At 42.9% G+C, this 19,208-nt stretch carries 20 protein-coding genes, 1 tRNA gene and 1 other annotated feature; of the genes, 15 read left to right on the top strand and 6 right to left on the bottom strand.

Translation table 11 applies throughout. The features are described from left to right. The first annotated feature begins 107 nt into the window (after nt 1-107). On the top strand, nt 108-938 hold the full coding sequence (locus R8389_RS04540; RefSeq protein WP_317636859.1) for a DegV family protein: 831 nt from the start codon (nt 108-110) through the stop codon (nt 936-938). Between the two features lie 33 nt (nt 939-971). On the opposite strand, the gene R8389_RS04535 is transcribed toward R8389_RS04540, so the two are convergent. Then, nucleotides 972-1,550 carry a phosphatase PAP2 family protein gene (locus tag R8389_RS04535; RefSeq protein ID WP_317636858.1) on the bottom strand — a complete coding sequence of 193 codons (579 nt, stop codon included), beginning with the start codon at nt 1,548-1,550 and terminating at the stop codon, nt 972-974. A gap of 218 nt (nt 1,551-1,768) precedes the next feature. Here R8389_RS04535 and R8389_RS04530 point away from each other — a divergent pair, with 218 nt between their 5' ends. The 3 genes from R8389_RS04530 to R8389_RS04520 all read left to right on the top strand — a co-directional run bounded on the left by R8389_RS04530 (nt 1,769) and on the right by R8389_RS04520 (nt 2,807). Further along, complete coding sequence (locus R8389_RS04530) at nt 1,769-2,050, top strand: hypothetical protein (RefSeq protein ID WP_317636857.1); 282 nt, start codon at nt 1,769-1,771, stop codon at nt 2,048-2,050. Between the two features lie 117 nt (nt 2,051-2,167). Beyond that, nucleotides 2,168-2,255 (top strand) — tRNA-Ser (locus R8389_RS04525). Between the two features lie 237 nt (nt 2,256-2,492). Further along, nucleotides 2,493-2,807, top strand: coding sequence for a hypothetical protein (locus tag R8389_RS04520; RefSeq protein WP_317636856.1), 315 nt, complete (start codon nt 2,493-2,495; stop codon nt 2,805-2,807). A 42-nt stretch (nt 2,808-2,849) separates the two neighbouring features. Here R8389_RS04520 and R8389_RS04515 read toward each other — a convergent pair whose 3' ends face one another. Further along, the gene (locus R8389_RS04515) at nt 2,850-3,482 is read right to left on the bottom strand and encodes a hypothetical protein (protein ID WP_317636855.1); all 633 of its coding nucleotides are present in this window, start codon (nt 3,480-3,482) and stop codon (nt 2,850-2,852) included. A 270-nt stretch (nt 3,483-3,752) separates the two neighbouring features. On the opposite strand from R8389_RS04515, the gene R8389_RS04510 reads away from it, so the two are divergent. Both R8389_RS04510 and pnuC read left to right on the top strand, forming a co-directional pair. Further along, a complete protein-coding gene (locus R8389_RS04510) occupies nt 3,753-4,907 on the top strand; it encodes a cation:proton antiporter (RefSeq protein ID WP_317636854.1) in 1,155 nt (384 codons plus the stop codon). A gap of 116 nt (nt 4,908-5,023) precedes the next feature. Continuing rightward, nucleotides 5,024-5,737 carry a nicotinamide riboside transporter PnuC gene (gene pnuC / locus R8389_RS04505; RefSeq protein WP_317636853.1) on the top strand — a complete coding sequence of 238 codons (714 nt, stop codon included), beginning with the start codon at nt 5,024-5,026 and terminating at the stop codon, nt 5,735-5,737. A gap of 41 nt (nt 5,738-5,778) precedes the next feature. On the opposite strand, the gene R8389_RS04500 is transcribed toward pnuC, so the two are convergent. Continuing rightward, the gene (locus R8389_RS04500; RefSeq protein WP_317636852.1) at nt 5,779-6,090 is read right to left on the bottom strand and encodes a TipAS antibiotic-recognition domain-containing protein; all 312 of its coding nucleotides are present in this window, start codon (nt 6,088-6,090) and stop codon (nt 5,779-5,781) included. A gap of 153 nt (nt 6,091-6,243) precedes the next feature. Between R8389_RS04500 and R8389_RS04495 the strand changes: the two genes are divergently transcribed. The 4 genes from R8389_RS04495 to R8389_RS04480 all read left to right on the top strand — a co-directional run bounded on the left by R8389_RS04495 (nt 6,244) and on the right by R8389_RS04480 (nt 9,736). Then, a complete protein-coding gene (locus R8389_RS04495; protein ID WP_317636851.1) occupies nt 6,244-6,765 on the top strand; it encodes a dihydrofolate reductase in 522 nt (173 codons plus the stop codon). 61 nt (nt 6,766-6,826) lie between these two features. Further along, nucleotides 6,827-7,067, top strand: a binding site (T-box leader). Nucleotides 7,068-7,113: 46 nt separating this feature from the next. Then, nucleotides 7,114-7,965 (top strand): MetQ/NlpA family ABC transporter substrate-binding protein, encoded by an 852-nt coding sequence (locus R8389_RS04490; RefSeq protein ID WP_317636850.1) that lies wholly within the window; start codon nt 7,114-7,116, stop codon nt 7,963-7,965. 18 nt (nt 7,966-7,983) lie between these two features. Further along, nucleotides 7,984-9,045 carry a methionine ABC transporter ATP-binding protein gene (locus R8389_RS04485; RefSeq protein ID WP_317636849.1) on the top strand — a complete coding sequence of 354 codons (1,062 nt, stop codon included), beginning with the start codon at nt 7,984-7,986 and terminating at the stop codon, nt 9,043-9,045. Then, complete coding sequence (locus R8389_RS04480; protein ID WP_317636848.1) at nt 9,038-9,736, top strand: methionine ABC transporter permease; 699 nt, start codon at nt 9,038-9,040, stop codon at nt 9,734-9,736. The genes R8389_RS04485 and R8389_RS04480 overlap by 8 nt, the downstream gene beginning before the upstream one ends. A 65-nt stretch (nt 9,737-9,801) precedes the next feature. Here R8389_RS04480 and R8389_RS04475 read toward each other — a convergent pair whose 3' ends face one another. Both R8389_RS04475 and R8389_RS04470 read right to left on the bottom strand, forming a co-directional pair. Continuing rightward, on the bottom strand, nt 9,802-10,083 hold the full coding sequence (locus R8389_RS04475) for an HU family DNA-binding protein (protein ID WP_317636847.1): 282 nt from the start codon (nt 10,081-10,083) through the stop codon (nt 9,802-9,804). A gap of 158 nt (nt 10,084-10,241) precedes the next feature. Then, complete coding sequence (locus R8389_RS04470; RefSeq protein ID WP_317636846.1) at nt 10,242-11,105, bottom strand: glycosyltransferase family 8 protein; 864 nt, start codon at nt 11,103-11,105, stop codon at nt 10,242-10,244. Nucleotides 11,106-11,246: 141 nt separating this feature from the next. Between R8389_RS04470 and R8389_RS04465 the strand changes: the two genes are divergently transcribed. After that, on the top strand, nt 11,247-11,858 hold the full coding sequence (locus tag R8389_RS04465) for an SLAP domain-containing protein (protein WP_317636845.1): 612 nt from the start codon (nt 11,247-11,249) through the stop codon (nt 11,856-11,858). 175 nt (nt 11,859-12,033) lie between these two features. Then, complete coding sequence (locus tag R8389_RS04460) at nt 12,034-12,753, top strand: MIP/aquaporin family protein (protein ID WP_317636844.1); 720 nt, start codon at nt 12,034-12,036, stop codon at nt 12,751-12,753. A 78-nt stretch (nt 12,754-12,831) separates the two neighbouring features. Here R8389_RS04460 and R8389_RS04455 read toward each other — a convergent pair whose 3' ends face one another. After that, the gene (locus R8389_RS04455) at nt 12,832-13,713 is read right to left on the bottom strand and encodes a LysR family transcriptional regulator (RefSeq protein ID WP_317636843.1); all 882 of its coding nucleotides are present in this window, start codon (nt 13,711-13,713) and stop codon (nt 12,832-12,834) included. 205 nt (nt 13,714-13,918) lie between these two features. Here R8389_RS04455 and R8389_RS04450 point away from each other — a divergent pair, with 205 nt between their 5' ends. Genes R8389_RS04450 through R8389_RS04440 form a run of 3 tightly spaced genes read left to right on the top strand, consistent with a single transcriptional unit; the run spans nt 13,919 to nt 18,960 of the window. Further along, complete coding sequence (locus tag R8389_RS04450) at nt 13,919-15,706, top strand: FAD-binding protein (protein WP_317636842.1); 1,788 nt, start codon at nt 13,919-13,921, stop codon at nt 15,704-15,706. 1 nt (nt 15,707) lies between these two features. Next, a complete protein-coding gene (locus tag R8389_RS04445; RefSeq protein ID WP_317636841.1) occupies nt 15,708-17,528 on the top strand; it encodes an FAD-binding protein in 1,821 nt (606 codons plus the stop codon). Between the two features lie 16 nt (nt 17,529-17,544). Then, nucleotides 17,545-18,960: a DASS family sodium-coupled anion symporter gene (locus R8389_RS04440; protein ID WP_317636840.1), complete on the top strand. Its 1,416-nt coding sequence runs from the start codon at nt 17,545-17,547 to the stop codon at nt 18,958-18,960. The last annotated feature ends 248 nt before the right edge of the window (nt 18,961-19,208 follow it).

Here is a 19,208-nt window from a genome sequence, read left to right as displayed (position 1 = left end):
AAAAATCTTTAAAAAAATTTAGTCGCTTTTTCACAGAAGTTGATTTATTATTTAGCTATACATTATTGTGATTCGATTATAATATTTAGGTAAGGAATTTATAGTATATGGAAGATGTAAAATTAATTGTTGATTCTGGCGCTAATGCCCGACAAAATAACCAGTTAACGGTTGTGCCACTGATTATTACGATTGCTGGTAAGGACTTCATTGATGATGAAAAACTGAATATGGACGACTTCATTGACGCTATGGCGCAAAATAAGGAAGCGGGTAAGACCTCTTGTCCCAGTATTGATGACTGGCTTAGGGCCCTTGAAGGCAGCAAGCGAGCGGTTATGATGACCATTACCAGCGGCTTGAGTGGCAGTTACTCGTCTGCCTTTCAAGCTAAGCAAATTTATGAAAAAGAACATCCTGACAGTCATATTGTCGTGGCTGATTCACGATCTGCTGGACCAGAAATGGCCGTTATTTTAGGTGAAATTAGGCGCTTGCTCGCTAGCCAGATCCGTTTTGTTGACTTAGAAGAGCAAATTTCAAAATATAAAAGTCACACCCACCTGCTAGTGATGTTACAATCGCTGCATAATCTTGCTTTAAGTGGTCGCATTAATCTGGCGGTAGCGAAAGTTGCTAGAGCCTTGAAGATTAATGTAGTAGGGACTGCTAATCTTGCGGGAAAACTGGAGCCTATTAGCAAAGCTCGTGGGATTAAGCGGGCCCTCAAAGAAATTATCCGCTTGATGGAAGAGATGAACTACCAAGGTGGCCGGGTAGTCATTGATCATTGCCGCAACCAAAAAGACGCGGAGACCTTAAGGGATGATATTATTGCCATCTATCCGCAAGCGGAAGTGGATATTCGCCCTGAACGCGGCCTGTGCAGTTTTTATGCAGAAGACGGGAGTCTGATGGTTGGTTTTGCTGAAAGATAAAAGCAGCTTCAACGCGATGAAACTGCCTTTGTTCTAAATAAAAGCGGAAAAAAGTTGCTGACAAAGGCTAAAGCAAAAGATTGCCAGTGATGTAGCACCAAGGATATCAGATGGGTAATGAGCCTTTAGGCTGATGCGGGAGGTAACTACAAGCAGCCAGGTGGCGGCCAGAATCACGATCAGCCCTGTCCCCATACTGGTAAAAAGCTGCCCAATGATTAAAACCATTACCGTTATCCCCAGGACATGACCACTGGGAAAGCTGTAGCCAGCTTCAAGATTGGAATGCATGCGGGGCCGCTTTCTGTGCATCCACCGCTTGAGCATGATCCCCGTTAAGTCGGCAAAGCCAAGTGTAGTTAAAACCCAGAGTGCCAGCAAATTTTTATTTTCATTAATCAAAAAGCTAGCCAGAAAAATATCCCAGACCACTAGCAGCTTGGGGTCATTTAAAAAGGCAATTACCCGCCAGCCACAGCCGTCATGCTGTCGAATCAACTTATGGTGTAGCCAGTGGTCAAACAGGTTAAAGCGGCGTGAATTTCTGATATTATAAATGAGTAGCAACAAGATAAGAGCTGATATTGCTGTAAGCCCAATATTTGTGTACAAGGTCAAATCCCACCTAAAGCAATCTATTTGCCTGTTATTCTATCAAAAGTAGTTAAAGCTAAGATCCGTTTACCGTCACTCTTGAGTAAAACTTAAGAAATGTGAAGATGTGATTGTCAAGAGGTGGCTTTTTAAAAATAGCTGGCATGATTTAAGCATAAAGCAAAATGACTGTTTAACATAAAAACTTGTTAAAAGAATTAGGTAGGATATAGTTTTTGGGGGCCATTAATTCAAAGCGTCTTAGCAATTGTAATTACGACTACTATGACCTAGCGCCCATCATTGCGACGTTGATTTATCTCGGTGCACCAGCTGGACGGGCGATGCTGCCCAGCTTCTATAAAATTTTAATTATTCAAGTCGCAACGCCTACCGTTGCTGTTTTGACCGTTTTGCTGCGACCTAGCATGGTGATGTCAACTTGGCAACTAACATTGTGGTCTCGGCCTCAATGTTTAGTTGTTGTGGTAGCAGTAGTCAGGTTAATGATGGTCTAGGGAAGTAACAGGGGATTTTTCCAGACAATCCAACCGAAAGTGCTGCCGCGCTACTTTATTTTTATACGTAATTAGGTTGGAAAATTTGGACTAGTAGGTTATAATGGTATCCGTTGCGGAGAGTTGGCAGAGTGGTAATGCACCGGACTCGAAATCCGGCGAACCGGCTTATACCGGCGCGCAGGTTCAAATCCTGTACTCTCCTTAATATAGTGCTTGAAGGCATTGATATAACAGCATTTTAAATATAGATGCTCGTCAAATGTTCGCCAAAGTAATTAAAAATGACTTATCTGAAATTAATCGATAGGTCATTTTTATATCTTCAATATCTAGCTAGTATTTTAAAAACAAAATATCGCTTAAATAATCCAAAAATATGGTAATATTTTTAAAAACAGCTTTAAGCAAATGGTGACGGAGAGAGTAACATTTTTTAATTGTGAACAAAAAAAAACAAGAGAATTTAATCGTTTATTTTAGGTATCTCAGTGGAGAAAGAAAAATAACATACCATTTGGAAAAATCAATCGATAATAGCATATATTTTTTGGTCTATTCAGATGAAGATTTTTTAATTGTTTTGCAATGGCTAGGTCTTATTGGAGCTTTTTTCACGTTTAGTAAAACAGCAGAGCCTGACGAAATTCACGATTTTATGTATGATATCACGATCACAGATTATGGTTACGATATGGAAGAAACTCTAAAAATGGCTTCAGACAATGGGGTAGACTTATTCAAATATTTTAAATAAAAAGCCACCAGGAAAAATCTCCGGTGGTTATTTTATTCTATTCTATTTTCTAGTTAACTTGATCTTTTCTACGCCAGTACTTAAATATTCGCCTTTAACTAATGTTTTGGTGAATTTTGTGACGCGGCCGCTACTTGCCTTTTTTTCAGTTCCTAGTAGTTGGGTAAAGAAATATTTACTGCCATAAGAATCGGTAGCCACATTGCCCTGACCGGTAATTGCAGTAAAGGTATATTTGCCCGGCTTAATGTCCCGGCCGACTTTCCACTGACCGGCAGTTAGAGTGGTGCGGTAATGTCTTTTCCGCGACAATTTAATTAATTTATAGGTGCCAGTACCAGTAAATTCAAGCTTGTTACCCTTGCCTAGGTCTGTAGTATATGATGAGATATAAGTGCTGGAATCATTCCGGGCGGCAGCATCACCAATTAGTTCAGAGAAAAACCCAGCCGGCTTCTTTCTAATTGACGAGACCACGCCGTGGCCTTGGACTGATTCAATCCGATAACGACCTGGAGTAATCTTGCCCTTAGCACTAACCTTGTAGGTACCTTTAGATAAGGTTACTTGCTTGGCCTGAACGTTAGTATTAGTTGCGCTGATCGCAATTCCGCTACCGGTGGTTAAGGCTATGGCACTAGCGATGAATAATGACAGTGTTTTTTTAGCTTTCATAAATAATCTCCTTAAAAATGCTGGCAGTTAACCACCTTTATCTTACATCTAATAGGGTAAGTAGACAATTCGTTTTTGAAAAAGCATTCTAGCTAATGTAACAGAATATAGGTTATGTATAAATGACTGGCTAATTTATTCCTAACTAGGCTATAATAAACTATCAGTAAATAAAAAGATAAGGTTGGAGCTATTGGCTTTCAAGAATTGTTTCTAGGTTTGGGTTGCCTAGGCAATTGTTGAAGGCTTTTTTAGTTGAAAGAGGAAGAAATGCAAGTTTTAAGCACACTAGTGGTAGTTTTATTATTTACGTTAATTGGCGGGCAACTAAGTACTCGTTGCCACCTACCGGCAGTAATAGGCGAGTTGCTGGCAGGAATAGTCATTGGTCCCGCAATTTTAAACTGGGTAAGCCCCAGTAATTTGCTTGCTAGTTTTGCTGATCTGGGCGTTGTTTTACTAATGTTTTTGGCGGGCTTAGAAAGTGACCTAGCAATTTTGAAAAAATTATGGCGACAGAGCGTCTTAGTAGCGGCTATGGGGATGGTGGTGCCAATTATCACGGCCTATTTGACCGGTATTATGTTTCATTTTGCTAAAAGTGAAAGTTTATTTCTCGGTTTGATTTTTGCTGCGACTTCGGTTTCCATTTCAGTTGCGGTTTTGCAAGAAATGGGCCAGCTGAACAGTCAGGTAGGGATGACTATTCTAGGTGCAGCTGTGGTTGATGATCTGCTGGCGATTATTTTATTAAGTGTTACCAGCAATTTGATGAGTGCTGCAAACGGCGGAACAACAGCTGCCTTACAACTAGTTAAGCCGCTCCTACTACAAGTGGGTTATCTTGGCCTCTTGGCCCTCACTGGCATTTGGTTCATGCCGCGACTAATTACCTTAAGTCGACGCTTGACGCTACCGGTTCCTACGACTCTGGTCAGTCTTTTGCTAGTTTTGGCCGCGGCCTGGTTAGCAGAGGCAGTCGGTCTCAGTAGTGTCCTGGGCGCCTTTTTAACCGGGTTAGCACTGGGTCGAAGCTCCGCAAAAGTTGAATTGCAAAAAAACTTCACGGTGCTTGGCTACAGCAGTTTTATCCCCATCTTTTTTGCCAGCATCGGTCTAAAGATGTCGCTGACGGGAATTTTCCAGGACGGCACCTTATTTTTAACGCTGTTTCTGGGCGGGGTCATGTCGAAATTGCTCGGAGCAGGATTAGGGGCCAAACTTGCTGGATTTGCTAATCAGCAAGCACTAACGATTGGTGCGGGAATGGTTTCAAGAGGGGAGATGGCGCTAGTAGTTGCTCAGCTTGGGTTGCAGCAACATCTGTTAGCACCAGAAGCTTATTCTGTGGTCGTTGGGTCAATCATCATGACGACCTTGCTAGCGCCTTTCTTGCTGCGCTGGTTGCTCAATTCCAAAAAATAACTGATAGTTGAGCTAGTAACCTGCAAAAAAATTTTAGAAAATTTAGCCAGAAAAATGCTATGATGAAAGGCGTATTTTTTAAATGCTAAATTATTGAATGGATGGGACAGAAATAGATGAAATTACAGCCGAATACTAATATTTTCAGACTTAGTTGGTATCTTGACCAGATGCGAGGATGGAGTTTCAAAACCTACATGTTGTTAATGCTAGGGATTGGGATTATTATTGGGACCACGGTGGGCGCGCCCCTAAACGCGCTTGCTTTAATAACGATGATTGCTGCAGTTATGGGCTTTACCTGTACGCTGGCCATTACTAATGCCAAGCCAATTAACGGGATCTTGGGCTTGCTATCTGCAATTATTTACATTATTGTTTCGATTTATGCCAAAAATTATGCCAATGTGGTTTTACAGGCTTCCTATATCTTGTTGTTAGATTTACCGGTCTTATTGTTGCCAGCTTGGTCTAAAAATGCGGAAAAGCATATTCGCGGATTGAATATTTCCCAGTGGTTTTTGACGCTCTTGTTCTTTATGGTAGTACTGGGGCTACTTTACTTTATGGATACCCAGGTTTTTATTAGTCCGCGGCCTTGGATTGATGCGACTGCTGGCGCAATCGGCGTCACTGGATCGATACTGTGCACGCTGCGCTTTCGCGAGCAGTACTATTTTTGGACGATTCAGGGTATCATGTCGGTAGTCCTTTGGGGAGTGACGGCCTTTCAAGGCGATGCCAATTTGACCCTGTTCATTACCTATCTCCTTTACCTTAGTAATGACTTGTTGGCTTTCACCGACAAGCACACCCACTGGTTTCATTAAAAAAGGTGAAGTTTTGCTTTTACAGAGCGGAACTTCACCTTTTATTTTGCCAAATGCGCTTTGACAATCTTAATTAGTATGTTGGTGGCACCTTTACCGGCCTTGTTGTCGTAATATGACTGATAACGCTCAATGTTTTCATAGCCCTTAATGATACCCAAGTGAATTTCAGGAGAGTAGTTGGGCATGATTAACTTGAGCCAGTCTTGGTGCTTTTGAAAAATTTCGTCACTAAGGCTAGCTTCCTTACTTGCATCTTTGACTACGGCTTGCAAGTCACGGACTAAATCAGCCTCGGTCTCCTTCATTTTATTGTAATTTTTTGCGGTAATTTGATCAGTTTTCTTATTCATGTTTTCTCCTTACTGCCGGTGGTTTTACCTAATTACTATAGCACATTCAGCTCTAGGCGCGTTAACCTCTATAGAGAAATCTGAAAAGCTGAATCTAATTACCAGCAAAAGCTGAGCCTTAACCGGTATAATTGCAGTAGGAGGGCTGAAGTAATGATTACCTATATATGGGCAGAAGATCAAAAACACGAGATTGGGTTGGCTGGGCACCTGCCATGGCATTTGCCCAACGACTTGAAGCATTTCAAGGAACTAACGCTAGGACATCCAATTGTCATGGGGCGCAAGACCTTTATCAGCCTGCCCACCATCTTGCCGCAGCGCCAGCACATTGTGCTGAGTAGTAGCAAGGACTTGAAGAGCAAGTATGCGGCTCATCAGCAAGTCCTGATATTACCGACGTTAGCTAAGTTAGACACCTGGCTGGCGGACCATTCAGCCGACCAGATTTTTGTCATTGGTGGGGCGATGGTGTTTGAAGCACTGCAGGAGCGCGTTGATTGTCTTGAAAAAACCGAGATCAAGGCCAGTTTTGCTGGAGATACAGTGATGCCGCCGCTGGATTACAGCCAGTTTAAGTTAATCAAAAAAATAGCGCACCAGCCTGATGAGCAGAACAAGTACCCCTATGTTTTTAAAACTTATCTGCGCAAAAATGACCTAGCAGATAAATAAATTGATAATTTTAGTTGACAGAATTTATTTGAGGTGCTAAATTAATAAACAATTAAATAATTAATACATCTTGAAAAGCAGAGTAGTCGTTTTATTGTTAGTAAAGAGAGCTGACGTGGTGGTGAGAGTCAGTTAACAAGGGATGATGAAGATGGGCTTGGAGTGATGACCGGCAGTGATAGTTAGCTGACGGCGGAGTTGCATCCGTTATGATTGCAGACTGTTGATTGACAGCCAGTGAGGTTTATTACGTGAGTAATGAACAAATTTAAAGGTGGTAACGCGAAGCACTCGTCCTTAGTAGATAGGATGAGTGCTTTTTTATTTGCAATTTTGGAGGTAAAAATAATGAGAAGAAAAAAACAGCGAAATATTATTATCGGGCTAGTTGCTGCCCTGGTCATTGTAGCGGCAGCCTGGTTCAGTTTTGGACCAAAGAAAAATAATGACCAAAAAGACCACGTGGTGACAGTGGGGATTGTCAGCGAAACTAAAGCGAAGCAAAAAATTTGGGAGCAGGCTGCAATCGTCGCTAAACAAAAGTATGGGGTGACGCTAAAAATCAAGAATTTCACTGATTACAACCAACCTAATAAGGCAGTTAAAAATGGTGACATTGACCTCAATGCATTTCAGCACTATGCCTTTTTGAAAGCCTGGAACAAGGCAAATCATGGCGGCGTGGTGGCAATTGGGCGGACTAAGATTGCGCCCATCAGGCTTTATTCTAAGAAGTACCACAAGTTAAGTGAACTCCCTAAAGGTGCAACGATTGCCGTTCCCAACGACGCCAGTAACGAATCCCGGGCGCTCTTTGTTTTAAAGAATGCGGGGCTGATTAAATTACGTCCGGGACAGGCTTTAGTCACCGCTGCAGATATTATTAAGAATCCCAAGAATTTTAAAATCAAAGAAATTAATGCTGATCAGGCGGGCCGGGTAATTAACTCAGTTGATGCCGCAGTGGTCAATAATGACTTTGCAAGTCCGGCTGGTCTTGGTACTAAGGAAACAATCTATATCGAACCGGTTAACCAGGACTCCCTGCAGTGGGTAAACATTATTGGGGCGCGGAAAGGTGAAGAAAAGAACAAGGACTATCTGGCGGTAGTTAAGTCCTTTCAAACAGCCGAAACTAAGCGCCTTTATAAGAAATATTATGGTGACATGGAAATACCGGCTTGGGATTTAAAGTTTTAGTGAATGGAGAAGTAGGCAATGGGGATTATTGAATTACAACACGTTAAGGTTGATTTTCCAGACCAAAAAGGCCAGACGGTACAGGCAGTAAACGACGTTAGTCTGTCCATTGAAAAGGGCAGTATCTTCGGTATTGTTGGTTTTTCTGGGGCGGGTAAGTCGACTTTGGTCCGAACCATCAATCTCTTGCAAAGACCGACAGCGGGCAGTATTAGGGTTAACGGTATTGACTTTGTTAAGGATGGCCAGCAGGTTATTAGTGGCAAAAAGCTTCAACTGGCTCGCCGAAAAATCGGGATGATTTTTCAACATTTCAACCTGCTCAATGAGATCACAGTGATTGAAAATGTTGCTTTTGCGTTAAAGCATGCTAACTTAAAGGACCAAGAGGTTGAGGAAAAATGTTTAAAACTGCTTGACTTAGTTGACCTAAGAGATAAGGCCAACTTTTACCCTAGCCAGCTCTCGGGTGGACAGCAGCAACGTGTTGCAATTGCTCGTGCACTGGCCAATGAACCCGATATTTTGATTTCGGATGAGGCAACTAGTGCACTAGATCCGCAAAATACTCAGCAGATTTTAGCCTTACTGAAACGGCTGAAGGAAGAACTCAACTTAACGATTGTCTTAATCACTCACGAAATGGCGGCAATTAAGAAGATTTGTGATGAGGTCGTGCTAATGCAGCATGGTGAAGTTGTGGAACAGGGCTCATTGCGGGAGGTCGTGTTGCATCCGCAGAATGAGCTGACGCAAAGTTTTGTCGGTGGTTCACGTGAAGTTATTAATACGTTGAAGTCGCTCCACTTGGACAAGTTGGGAGCCAATGAGGCGATTTACCAGCTAGTTTACAGCATGGCTAATGTCACTAAGACAATTATTATTGACCTTTACCGCGAAATTGGGGTTGAAACTAGCATGCTTTATGGAAACGTTGAATTGCTTAATGATGAACCGATTGGCACGCTCTTGGTCCTAGTTAAGGGTGATTCGACTAAACAGGAAGAGACCCGACGGTTTTTGACCGCAGAAAAAGTAGCAGTTACACGGTTAAATGAAAAGGGGAAATTATATGATTAGTTGGTTTAGCAAGACTTTTCCTAATGTAGTGAATTTGGGCTGGCAGGGTGACTATGGCTGGGGGTCAGCCATCGGTCAGACATTTTATATGACCTTTTGGTCAGCTATTTTTGGTGGGATTCTCGGCATTATCTTTGGTGTCCTGCTGGTCCTAACTAAAAGCGATGGTATTATGCCCAACAAGTTCTGGTATAACATTTTTGACAAGTTTGTTTCAATTTTTCGGGCTATTCCCTTTATTATCTTATTAGCTTTTATTGCACCACTGACCAGGTTAATTGTGCACACCGAGATTGGCCTCACGGCCTCACTAGTTCCGCTCTCCCTGGGGGTATTTCCGTTTTATGCGCGCCAGGTTCAGGTGGCCCTGGAGAGTGTCGACAATGGCAAGATAGAGGCTGCGCAGAGTCTGGGTGCTAGCAACTGGGACATTATTTTTGATGTTTATTTGGGCGAGTCACGTTCAGAATTAATTCGCGTATCAACGGTGACCCTGATTAGTCTGATTGGGCTAACCGCGATGGCTGGAGCCATTGGTGCAGGGGGACTGGGCAACACAGCAATCGTCTATGGTTACCAAAGGTCTGATGATGACGTTACTCTGGCGGCGACATTTCTGGTCGTAGTTATAATCTTTATTGTGCAAATTGTCGGCGACTTCTGTGCCCGGCGACTGAACCATCAAAAATAAAGTTTTTAAACGAAGAAAAAGCCAACAGATCTTAGATCTGTTGGCTTTTTCGATGGTATGAAAACTTATTTCACAGCATCTTTTAAGGCCTTACCTGGTTTAAAAGCAGGTACCTTAGTAGCAGGAATAGTCAAAGTTTTACCAGTTTGGGGATTTCTACCTTTTCTGGCTGCCCGACTGCGAACTTCAAATGAACCAAAGCCGATGATTTGCACTTTTTCGCCTTTAGCTAAGTCTTCCTTAATTGATTCAATTAAAGCATCGATAACTTTTTCAGCATCTTTTTGCTTAAGTTCTGTCTTCGCTGAAACTTCTTTAGTGAGTTCAGATTTGTTAATTGAGGCCATATCTTTCCTTCTCTTTTCTAAAAAATGAATAAACAAGTATCACGCTAATCTGGCATATACGCAGACTAGGTAAGTCATTGCGTTGCATGATATCTGGCAACTTTTCTTATTTTATCACAGTTGGCTGGTCCTTCAATAGAAAAAAGCGAAATATCTTATTATTTTTGCTGCTGAAAGATCCGGTTAACCATCTGTTGATAGTTCAGATAGAGTGGTTTGAAGCGTGAGTAGTGCGAGTGTTTTTCGCGCTCCCAAGGCTTGGGTTTGCCACAAAAGTGCAGGATGGCTGTATTTTCCATAACCCACTCAGTGTTGATATTGCCGCCGCTACGGGTGAAGTAGATAGAATAAGCACGAGCATCATAGTTCCACCGAGTTTCTGGGATTTTTAAGATGTCTTCGCCGTACAGGTAGTTAAGAATGTCTTGGTCAGGTAAAATTAGCGTATCATGGTGCTGTTGAATTGCTGCAGCAATCTCTACGACTTTGATTTTTTGTCGCATCTGGTCTAGGTCCATGAGCATGATTCCAGAATTAAAGTAGGCTGTGTCGGTACCTAGTCTAATGTTGTTAATTGAACTCATGATGTCAGTTAAACCCTCATGAACTGCTGCAGCAAACATTTTACCCTGCAGGTCGGTTTCCCAAAGGGGCCGCAGCGCGTTAATCACTAAAATATCAGGATCTAGGTAGATTATCTGATGCAGGTATGCTGGCAGCGCTTGACCAGCTAGCAGTCTAAAGTACATTTCCTTGGGATAGTCGTGCAGGTTAAGCAAAGAAGCAGGAAAGTCGAAATGTTTGTCCATAGCCATGGGGGCGATTTCCATGCCAATTTTGATACTATAAGTGTGAAGTGCAGCTAAAGCACGGGCTGGGATATTATCGTGAAGTACCCAAATTCGAAAGTCTTCTCCAGGGTTGTTGAGCCTGAGCGAGTACAGCATTACTTCTAGTGGTTTGAGATAATTTTGGTCGATTGTGACCAGGATTTCTATTACAGCTTTTTTTCGACTTGTCATTTAGACCATCCTAACGACTGAATTTTGCTTACTTTACTTAATAGTATAAAGCAAAATTAGTTTTCTGAAAGGCGAGAAATCGTCAAAGGATTGTAGTAAAATAATTATATAGTAAATAATATGAAGTAATGAGGTTTTAAAATGAAGCAAAAAATGTTATTAAGTTTTGTCGGAGTCACTTCGCTATCGCTGGTAATGAGCGCGGCGGCACCAGTTTTCGCGGCAGAGACTACAAGTCCAGCAACTAACCAGCCAACTACTTCGACAACAACGCCAAGTAAGACGACTAACGGTAATTCAAATGATATTTCCAAAGCACTGGCTTTGAATAACAAATATGTTAAAGTCACCAAGGCGAGTGCGGTTTACGATAAGAGTGGGAAAGTAGCTAAAAAAGCTAAGATGAAGAAGGGTACAGTGCTCTACATCACCGGCGGGATTAATTCCGTTAAGAACAAGACCTTAGTGCAATTTCTCAACCCCAATTCTAGTAGCAAACAGACCAAGGCCCAATACGTTGAGGCTAAGAACGTTAAAGTATTTAAAGCGGTCAGTTATAAGGTAAAGAAAAGGGCAGACGTATATACCAGCAAGGGTAAACTTAGAACTGGCTACTACGTACCAAAGGGCAAGACTTTGCTAGTTCACAAGACCAAGACGGTGCGCGGCCTTAAGTTGGTGGGCTTTACAAGTAAGGACTTTATTAAGTGGTCAGCTTTAGACCATAAAAGTGGTAAAGAACTAAATAAATAGTACTATAATTAAAAATAGCTCTTGCTCTTGTGAGTAAGAGCTATTTTTCGTGAAAGTCAAGAAATGGTTTACACTGAACTAGAATAGTTGTATATTCGAATTGGGAATAGTTTACTACTGAAGTTATTTTAAGAGTCTACTATACAACTTGATAATCGAAGTAGGAGAATAGAAAATGAACAATAGTTTAACAATGCAATTAGTGGGCGAGTTCTTCGGCACCATTATTCTAATATTACTTGGCGACGGCGCCTGTGCCAGTGTCAACTTGAACAAGTCGAAGGCCAAAGCTAGTGGCTGGATTGTCATTTCCTTAGGTTGGGGCTTTGCCGTGACCTTTGGGGTGTACTGTGTTAGCTGGTTGTCTCCGGGTCATTTCAACCCAGCAGTAACGTTGGGCATGGCAATTGCACATAAGACGGCGTGGTCAGCAGTTTTGCCATACATGCTTGCGCAAGTTGCCGGTGGCTTTGTTGGCGGCATCCTAGTTTGGTTGACCTATTACCCACACTGGGCGGAAACCGATGACCAAAGCGCGATTTTAGGCACTTTTGCCACTGTCCCAGCAATCAGAAATTATTTGTGGAACTTTGTTACGGAGTTAATGGCGACTTTTGTCTTGGTTTATGGTCTGTTGGCGATGAGCAAGACGCCTTTTGCCCCCGGACTGAATCCACTCCTCGCTGGGTTTTTGATTGCGGCCGTACTGCTATCATTAGGCGGACCGACTGGTGCTGCAATGAACCCCGCTCGTGACTTGGGGCCAAGACTGGCTCACCAATTTATGCCAATCGCTAATAAGGGTGATTCAGATTGGGCTTACAGCTGGGTTCCCATCGTTGCTCCACTTGCTGGTGGCACGATTGCCGGCTTATTATTTACAGTTTTAGCTTAAAGTATTTAAAAAGACCCCATGGTTGTAGTTCAACTATGGGGCCTTTTTTTGCGAAAAAAACAAAAGCTGAGTCAGTTTTTAGGGTTTAAAGTGGCGTAAAATGTCGATTCCTTGGCGTTGATACTTATTAGGAATAAAGCTTTTTCGCATTGCAATTTGCATGTAGGCCCAAATTTTTTGTCCCGCCTTTAACCGGATAATGTGGAGTCCGGTTAAGTCAGTGAGACTACTTTCCATTGCCAATGCAATGCCCACGTTGCGCTTCACGAGATCGATCATTAACTTCATTGAAGAAGCGGTATAGATCACATTGGGTGTGAATGCACCCAATTTTGCTTCTCGTTCTAGGCATTCTCTAGTTAAAAAGCCCCGGTTGCGGGCAATAAATTGGCGGTTACGCAAGTCGGCAGCTCCGACTTCATGCATCTCTTTCCAGGGATCTTGCCGGCTAGTAATAATTACTAGCTCGGTTTTTTGGAGGTTGTGAATGAAGTATTCGGGATCGTTGATGGGGAGCATCCAAGAGTAGATAGCCACATCAACGTCGCCGTTAGTTAGATCAGAAAAAGCATTGGCAGACCTTTCTAAGTGAGTCTCAAGCAGGTTATTGATACCGGCTTGGTGAAATTTTTGGATAATGTCGGGAATATATAGGCTTCCCGCCTCACCAGAAAAGGCAATCCGGATTTTTTTATCACTAGCGTGCTTAACGTCGTAGTTAATACTGGCAATGTCGTGCAGTAGGATTTTGGCCTTCTGATAGAGGAGGTCGCCGGCATCGGTTAGCGAGATTTTACTTTTGCGATTTTTTTGAAGAATTAACGGGTCACCAAACTTTTCGGCGAGCCGTTTGACCGCCATCGAAATGGTTGGTTGAGTGACATCAAAGGCGGAAGCAGTAACAGTGTAGCTTTCTGTTTCGACTAGTTTACAAAAGTACAAAAGATCTTTTTCGTTCATGTTAACTTCCTAAAATAAAAATAATTTATAAGTATATCTTTTTTAATTATATTAAATTTCCTAAAAAATACCAGAATCCTTTGAGTTACAAAAACTCTCACACTTTATTTATAAATTAGGTAAGCAAAAATTTATTAGACTAAGAAAAGTTTAGGGGATATATTGCAGATAGTAAGAATTATTTAGGAAAGTGGAGGTAGATATTTTGATTTATAATTCGACACTTAAGTGGGATGCAATCTACGATGTTGTGGTGGTTGGCTTTGGTGGTGCTGGCGCCACTGCCGCAAGATTTGCAGCGGACAATAGGGCCAAAGTTTTGTTAATTGATTCAGCACCAGAAGGACAGGAGGGTGGTAACACCCGTTATGCTGGTGGTGCTTTCGCCTGGAGCGACAGTTTTGACGACTTGCGTGCTTATTATCAGCAGACCTATTATCCGTTCAAATATGATCCTAAAGCCTTAGACGCTTTTGTTAATAATGTTTTGCAGATGAGGGAGTATGCTCAAAAATATTTTGGCATTGAAGCAGAATATACCGGCAGACGGCCCCAAGGCGAGTATCCCGAATATGCTCATGCTGATACGATGCGGTCGCAAAGTATGACAGCTGGTATGTACAATGGAGGTTTTTGGAAGTTATTGCGCAAGCAAGTATATGAGCGCTTAGATCAGATTGATATTTGGTTTGCTAGTCCCGCTGAGCACTTGATTCAAGATCCAGAGACCCAAACAATTCTTGGCGTACAGATCAAGCATGAGGGTATTATCCGAAATGTGGCTGCTAAGAATGGTGTCATCCTGTCTTGTGGTGGTTTTGAAAATAACCAGGACATGGTTCAAACTTTTTTGGGTCAGGGGGCGCTTGCACCAATTGGTACGCTCTACAACAAGGGGAAAGGCATTGACTTAGCCGTTGAAGCTGGGGCCCGCCTGTGGCATATGGCTAACTATGACTCACACGGTTTTTCCTTAAATGAAGGTCAGCCCAGAGAAAAGTTTGCCTACATGATTAACTGGAAGAGTTTGTTTAATGGCAGTATCTTTGTAGCCGGTGACGATGGAACACGCTACTACCGTGAAGACGAAGAGGATCGGCATGGTTATAAGTATAATCACGGTAACTGGATTATGCTGCCTAACCAGAATCACCCCCATATCATTATGGATCAACGCCAATATGATCAATTGGCCAGCGATGAGTCTGCTCAGGCTGACCAGATCAAGCAACTCTTGTCATATGCAATTAAGGCGGGTTCAATTGCCGAGCTAGCTAAAAAGATCGCCGCACCTAAATTAGGTGAAGCGGTCGCTGACTTTAACTTTTTAAGCGGTCAAAAGCGCGACTTGGTCTTAAACCGCCAGATTGAAACTATGCGAGCATTTGGCAACGGCCCGTTCTATGCGATTGCCATTAGACACAATATTTTACACACTCACGGCGGAGCCCGCCGCAACGAAAAGTGTGAGGTGCTTGATTTAGAAAATAACGTAATTCCCCACCTCTATGAAGCGGGTGAGCTGGGTGATATTTTTGCAACCAAGTACATTGGTGCTAACAGCATTGCCGACTTACTAATTTCAGGTAAGATTGCCGGTGAAAATGCTGCTTGGCCCAAGCGAAAGCTAGAGCAATTCGCAGCCAATGCTGTTTCCCAAATGTCTGACCTGCAATCAGAGGCACAGACCACCACGGAGGAGTATGTGGCCGGTGCTAACCAGGGAATTGGTAGTAGTGAAAATGGCATTAATGATATTCCAATTGTGGTTCGGGTAACGATGGACGGTGATCAGATTGCCAACATTGAAACCCTGCAGCAAAAAGAAACGCCCTATCTTGGAGGTAAGGCAATTCCTGTTTTGACCAAGGCGATGTTAGATAAGCAAACGACTAAAGTTGATGCAGTTAGCGGTGCAACCACTACCAGTAGGGCTTTTAAGGAAGCTGTGGACGAAGCAATCGAACAGGCCAAAGGAGGAAAAGCAAAATAAAATGGAAGTTAATGCGCAAACTAAGTGGAATGGTGACTATGATGTCATCGTCCTCGGCTTTGGTGGTGCTGGCGGAACTGCGGCTCGGTTCGCAGCCGATAATGGTGCCAAGGTACTCTTAGTTGATGTAGCACCCTACGGACATGAGGGCGGGAATACACGCTATTCAGCCCAACATGTTGCAATGGGACACGATCAAGAAAAAATCAAGACCTACTTTAAGCAGTTGACTGCACCCTTTGCCATCGATGCCAAAACCATGGAGGCGTATCTAGACGGCTTTGTCGAGATACCGGAATACTTCAAGAAGTACTTTGGCATTGAGCCCTACATCTGGTCCCGTGACTACCAAGAGGGTGATCACGTTGCCCGCAAAAAGCAGTTGTGTGAATATCCTGAGTATGAAGGGGCTGATACCTTCGACTTCGCCATGGTTCATAATCGCGACTTTGATGCTGAATTATGGAAGGTTATTCGTAAGGAAGTAGTGGTACGGGCAGAGAACATTGACATCTGGTTGAATTCAAGAGCTGAGCATCTGCTAACGGATGCTCAAACTGGAGAAATCCGTGGCGCTATGATTACTCGTAACCATAAACAATACTACATGCACGCTAAGCGCGGAGTAGTGTTAGCCACTGGTGGATTTGAAAATAATCCCCAAATGCAGCAGGATTACCTGCATATTACTAAGTTGACGCCACTTGGCACGCTTTATAACAAGGGCGATGGAATTAGCATGGCGAGTGAAGTTGGTGCCAAGATGTGGCATATGGGCAATTATGAATCATTAGGAATCGTCCCGAGTTATGTGATTGCGGAAACGGAAAATGAGCGTGGTCGCCAAATTAGTGGTTGGGAGAACGTTAAATCTGGTTCAATTTTTGCTGTTGCTGATGACGGCAGTCGTTTTATGCGTGAAGACGCTAAGTTCCGCCATGGGCATATTTATCAGCATGGTGACTACCTTTTGCCGCATGCCTATGACAATGCCTGGCTAGTTTTTGACCAAAAGCAGTGTGATAAGTTTGTTCAAGAACAGCAGCAAGGTAAATTAAAGTATCAGAAATTCTTCGACAAGCTAGTTAAGGCTGCTTCACTATCTGATCTTGCCGACAAGCTAAATGTCCCGGCTACTAACCTAATCCAAACGGTACAACGCTTCAACGAATTTGCTAAAAACGGGTGCGATTTGGAATTTGAGCGTGCTCCTGCAACGCTTGAGCTCTTCTCAACGGATGGGGCAGTTTATGCGATCAAGTTGGCCCCAGCGGTTTTGAACACCCAAGGGGGACCACAACATGATGAGTATGCCCGTGTTCTTAATGAACAAGGCGAACCGATTAAGCGGCTCTATACGGCAGGGGAACTGGGCGGCATGTGCGCTAACCACTACCAAGGTGGAGGCAATCTGGCGGAGTGCTTGATTTTTGGCAAGATTGCGGGCGAGGCCGTCGCCAAGTTGACACCTGCTGCTGAAGAAGTTGACTTAGTTAATCAAGTTCCCAGTATTAATGATCTGGTGGACGGTAATCGGGCAGAGCGGATTAAACTGGAAGCTAACCAATACCTAGGTTCTTCTGAAGCTGGAATCGGTGGCCGCATTCTAGTCCGTGTTACCTATGAAGATAAGAAGATTAAAAAGGTTGAAGTCTTGGAAAATCATGAAACTGAAGGTATTGGAGCTGTAGCGCTTGAGCAGCTGCCACGGGAAATGGTCAAGCAAAATTCTACCGAAGTCGATGCTGTTTCTGGGGCATCGATGACCACTAAGGCACTAGAAGAAGCCGTAAAGGCCGCTATTAAGCAAGCTAACAAGTGATTTAAAGGAGAGAAAAATGTTAGATAAATTTGAATGGAAAAAGTGGTTAATGCCACTTGCAATCGGTATTATCTTATGGTTATTGACGCCGGTTAGACCAGCTGCAATTAATGTTCAGGCCTGGCACTTGTTTGCCATTTTCATTGCAACAATTGTTGCTTGCGTGACTAAACCGCTGCCCATGATGGCAACCACCATCATTGCTATCGTAATTGCAACCCTTACTGGTATCTTTAAGATGGAAGAAGTAACTGCTGGCTTTGGTAACTCGACCGCCTGGATGGTTGCGATGTGTATGTTTATTGCTGCCGGTTTCATCAAGTCCGGTTTGGGGAAGCGCATCGCCTACTTCTTTGTTAAGACCTTTGGCAAGCGGACTCTAGGACTTGCTTACGCCTTGTCGTTGGTTGAAACGGTCTTAGCAATTGGAATTCCAAGTAATAATGCCCGGGTTAACGGCATCATGTACCCAATTATTGATAACCTTTCAAAAGAAATGGGTTCTGATCCTAAGCAGGGGACAGAGCGTAATATTGGGTCGTTCTTGGTCTTTAACGAGTACGAAGTTAACATTGTCACTTCAACTATGTTCTTAACTGGATTGGCTGGTAATATGGTTGCACTGGGTATCGCCAAAACACAGAACATTACCATTTCATGGATGCAGTGGTTTGTAGCGGCAATCGTCCCCGGACTGATTTCACTCTTAGTAGTGCCACTGATTCTATACAAAATTTACCCACCTAAAGTTAAGGAAACGCCAAACGCTCACGCCTGGGCAGATGGCAAATTAAAGGAAATTGGTAAGATGACCGCCGCTGAAAAGATTATGGCCGTGGTTTTTGTCATGTCAGTTGTACTTTGGTTAATCGGTTCTAAATTTGGGATTGATGCAACAATGGTTAGTTTCATTGCAGTCGCACTGCTGTTGATTTGTGGCGTAATTAACGTCAAGGACATTCTCGGACAGAGTTTTGCTTGGAATATTTTAACTTGGTTGTCAATTATTATGTTAATGTCACAAAAGCTCATGCAATTAGGCTTCTTCCCGTGGTTCTCAAAAACCTTGGGAAGCAGTTTGCAAGGTTTGAATTGGGTTTGGGTGTTGGTCATCCTATACCTGGCTTACTTCTACTTGCACTACCTATTTCCAAGTGTTTCGACACAAATCTCGGCCCTGTATGCAGGTTTTTTGTCAATTGCGATTGGTGCTGGTGTGCCGCCAATCATGGCTGCGTTAATGTTGGCCTTAGACGGTTCACTCTATTTGTCAACTTCAACCTATTCAGCTGGTCCGGCTGCGCTGCTTTCTTCAACCGGATATGTCTCTAACAAGGACTGGTGGAAGTTAAGTGCAATCATTGGTGTTGTACTTAACGTCATCTGGTTGGGCGGCGGTCTGCTCTGGACCAAAGTTATCGGTATGTGGTAAAACTAAACCATCGATAAAGGTAATGAAGTGCAACTAAAAAGTTAAACGTCATGGGTTTGCTAATTTATTATCAGCTGACCGCTATTCTTTATTCTGGGATAGATCCTTACTGTTAGTGGAAGGTGAAATATTGTATAGTTCAATAGTTTCGTAATTTGTTTGAAAGTGTATAATAACTTTACAGTTTATTTCCCGCGTAAGCGGGGGTGATCCCTATAAGATTCTTTGAAATCTAGTGTTTCCTGCAA

The organism is Lactobacillus xylocopicola (genome assembly GCF_033096005.1).
GTDB lineage: Bacteria > Bacillota > Bacilli > Lactobacillales > Lactobacillaceae > Lactobacillus > Lactobacillus xylocopicola.
Note: the sequence above shows the minus strand (reverse complement) of the source record. Positions and strands in the feature narration are given on the sequence as shown.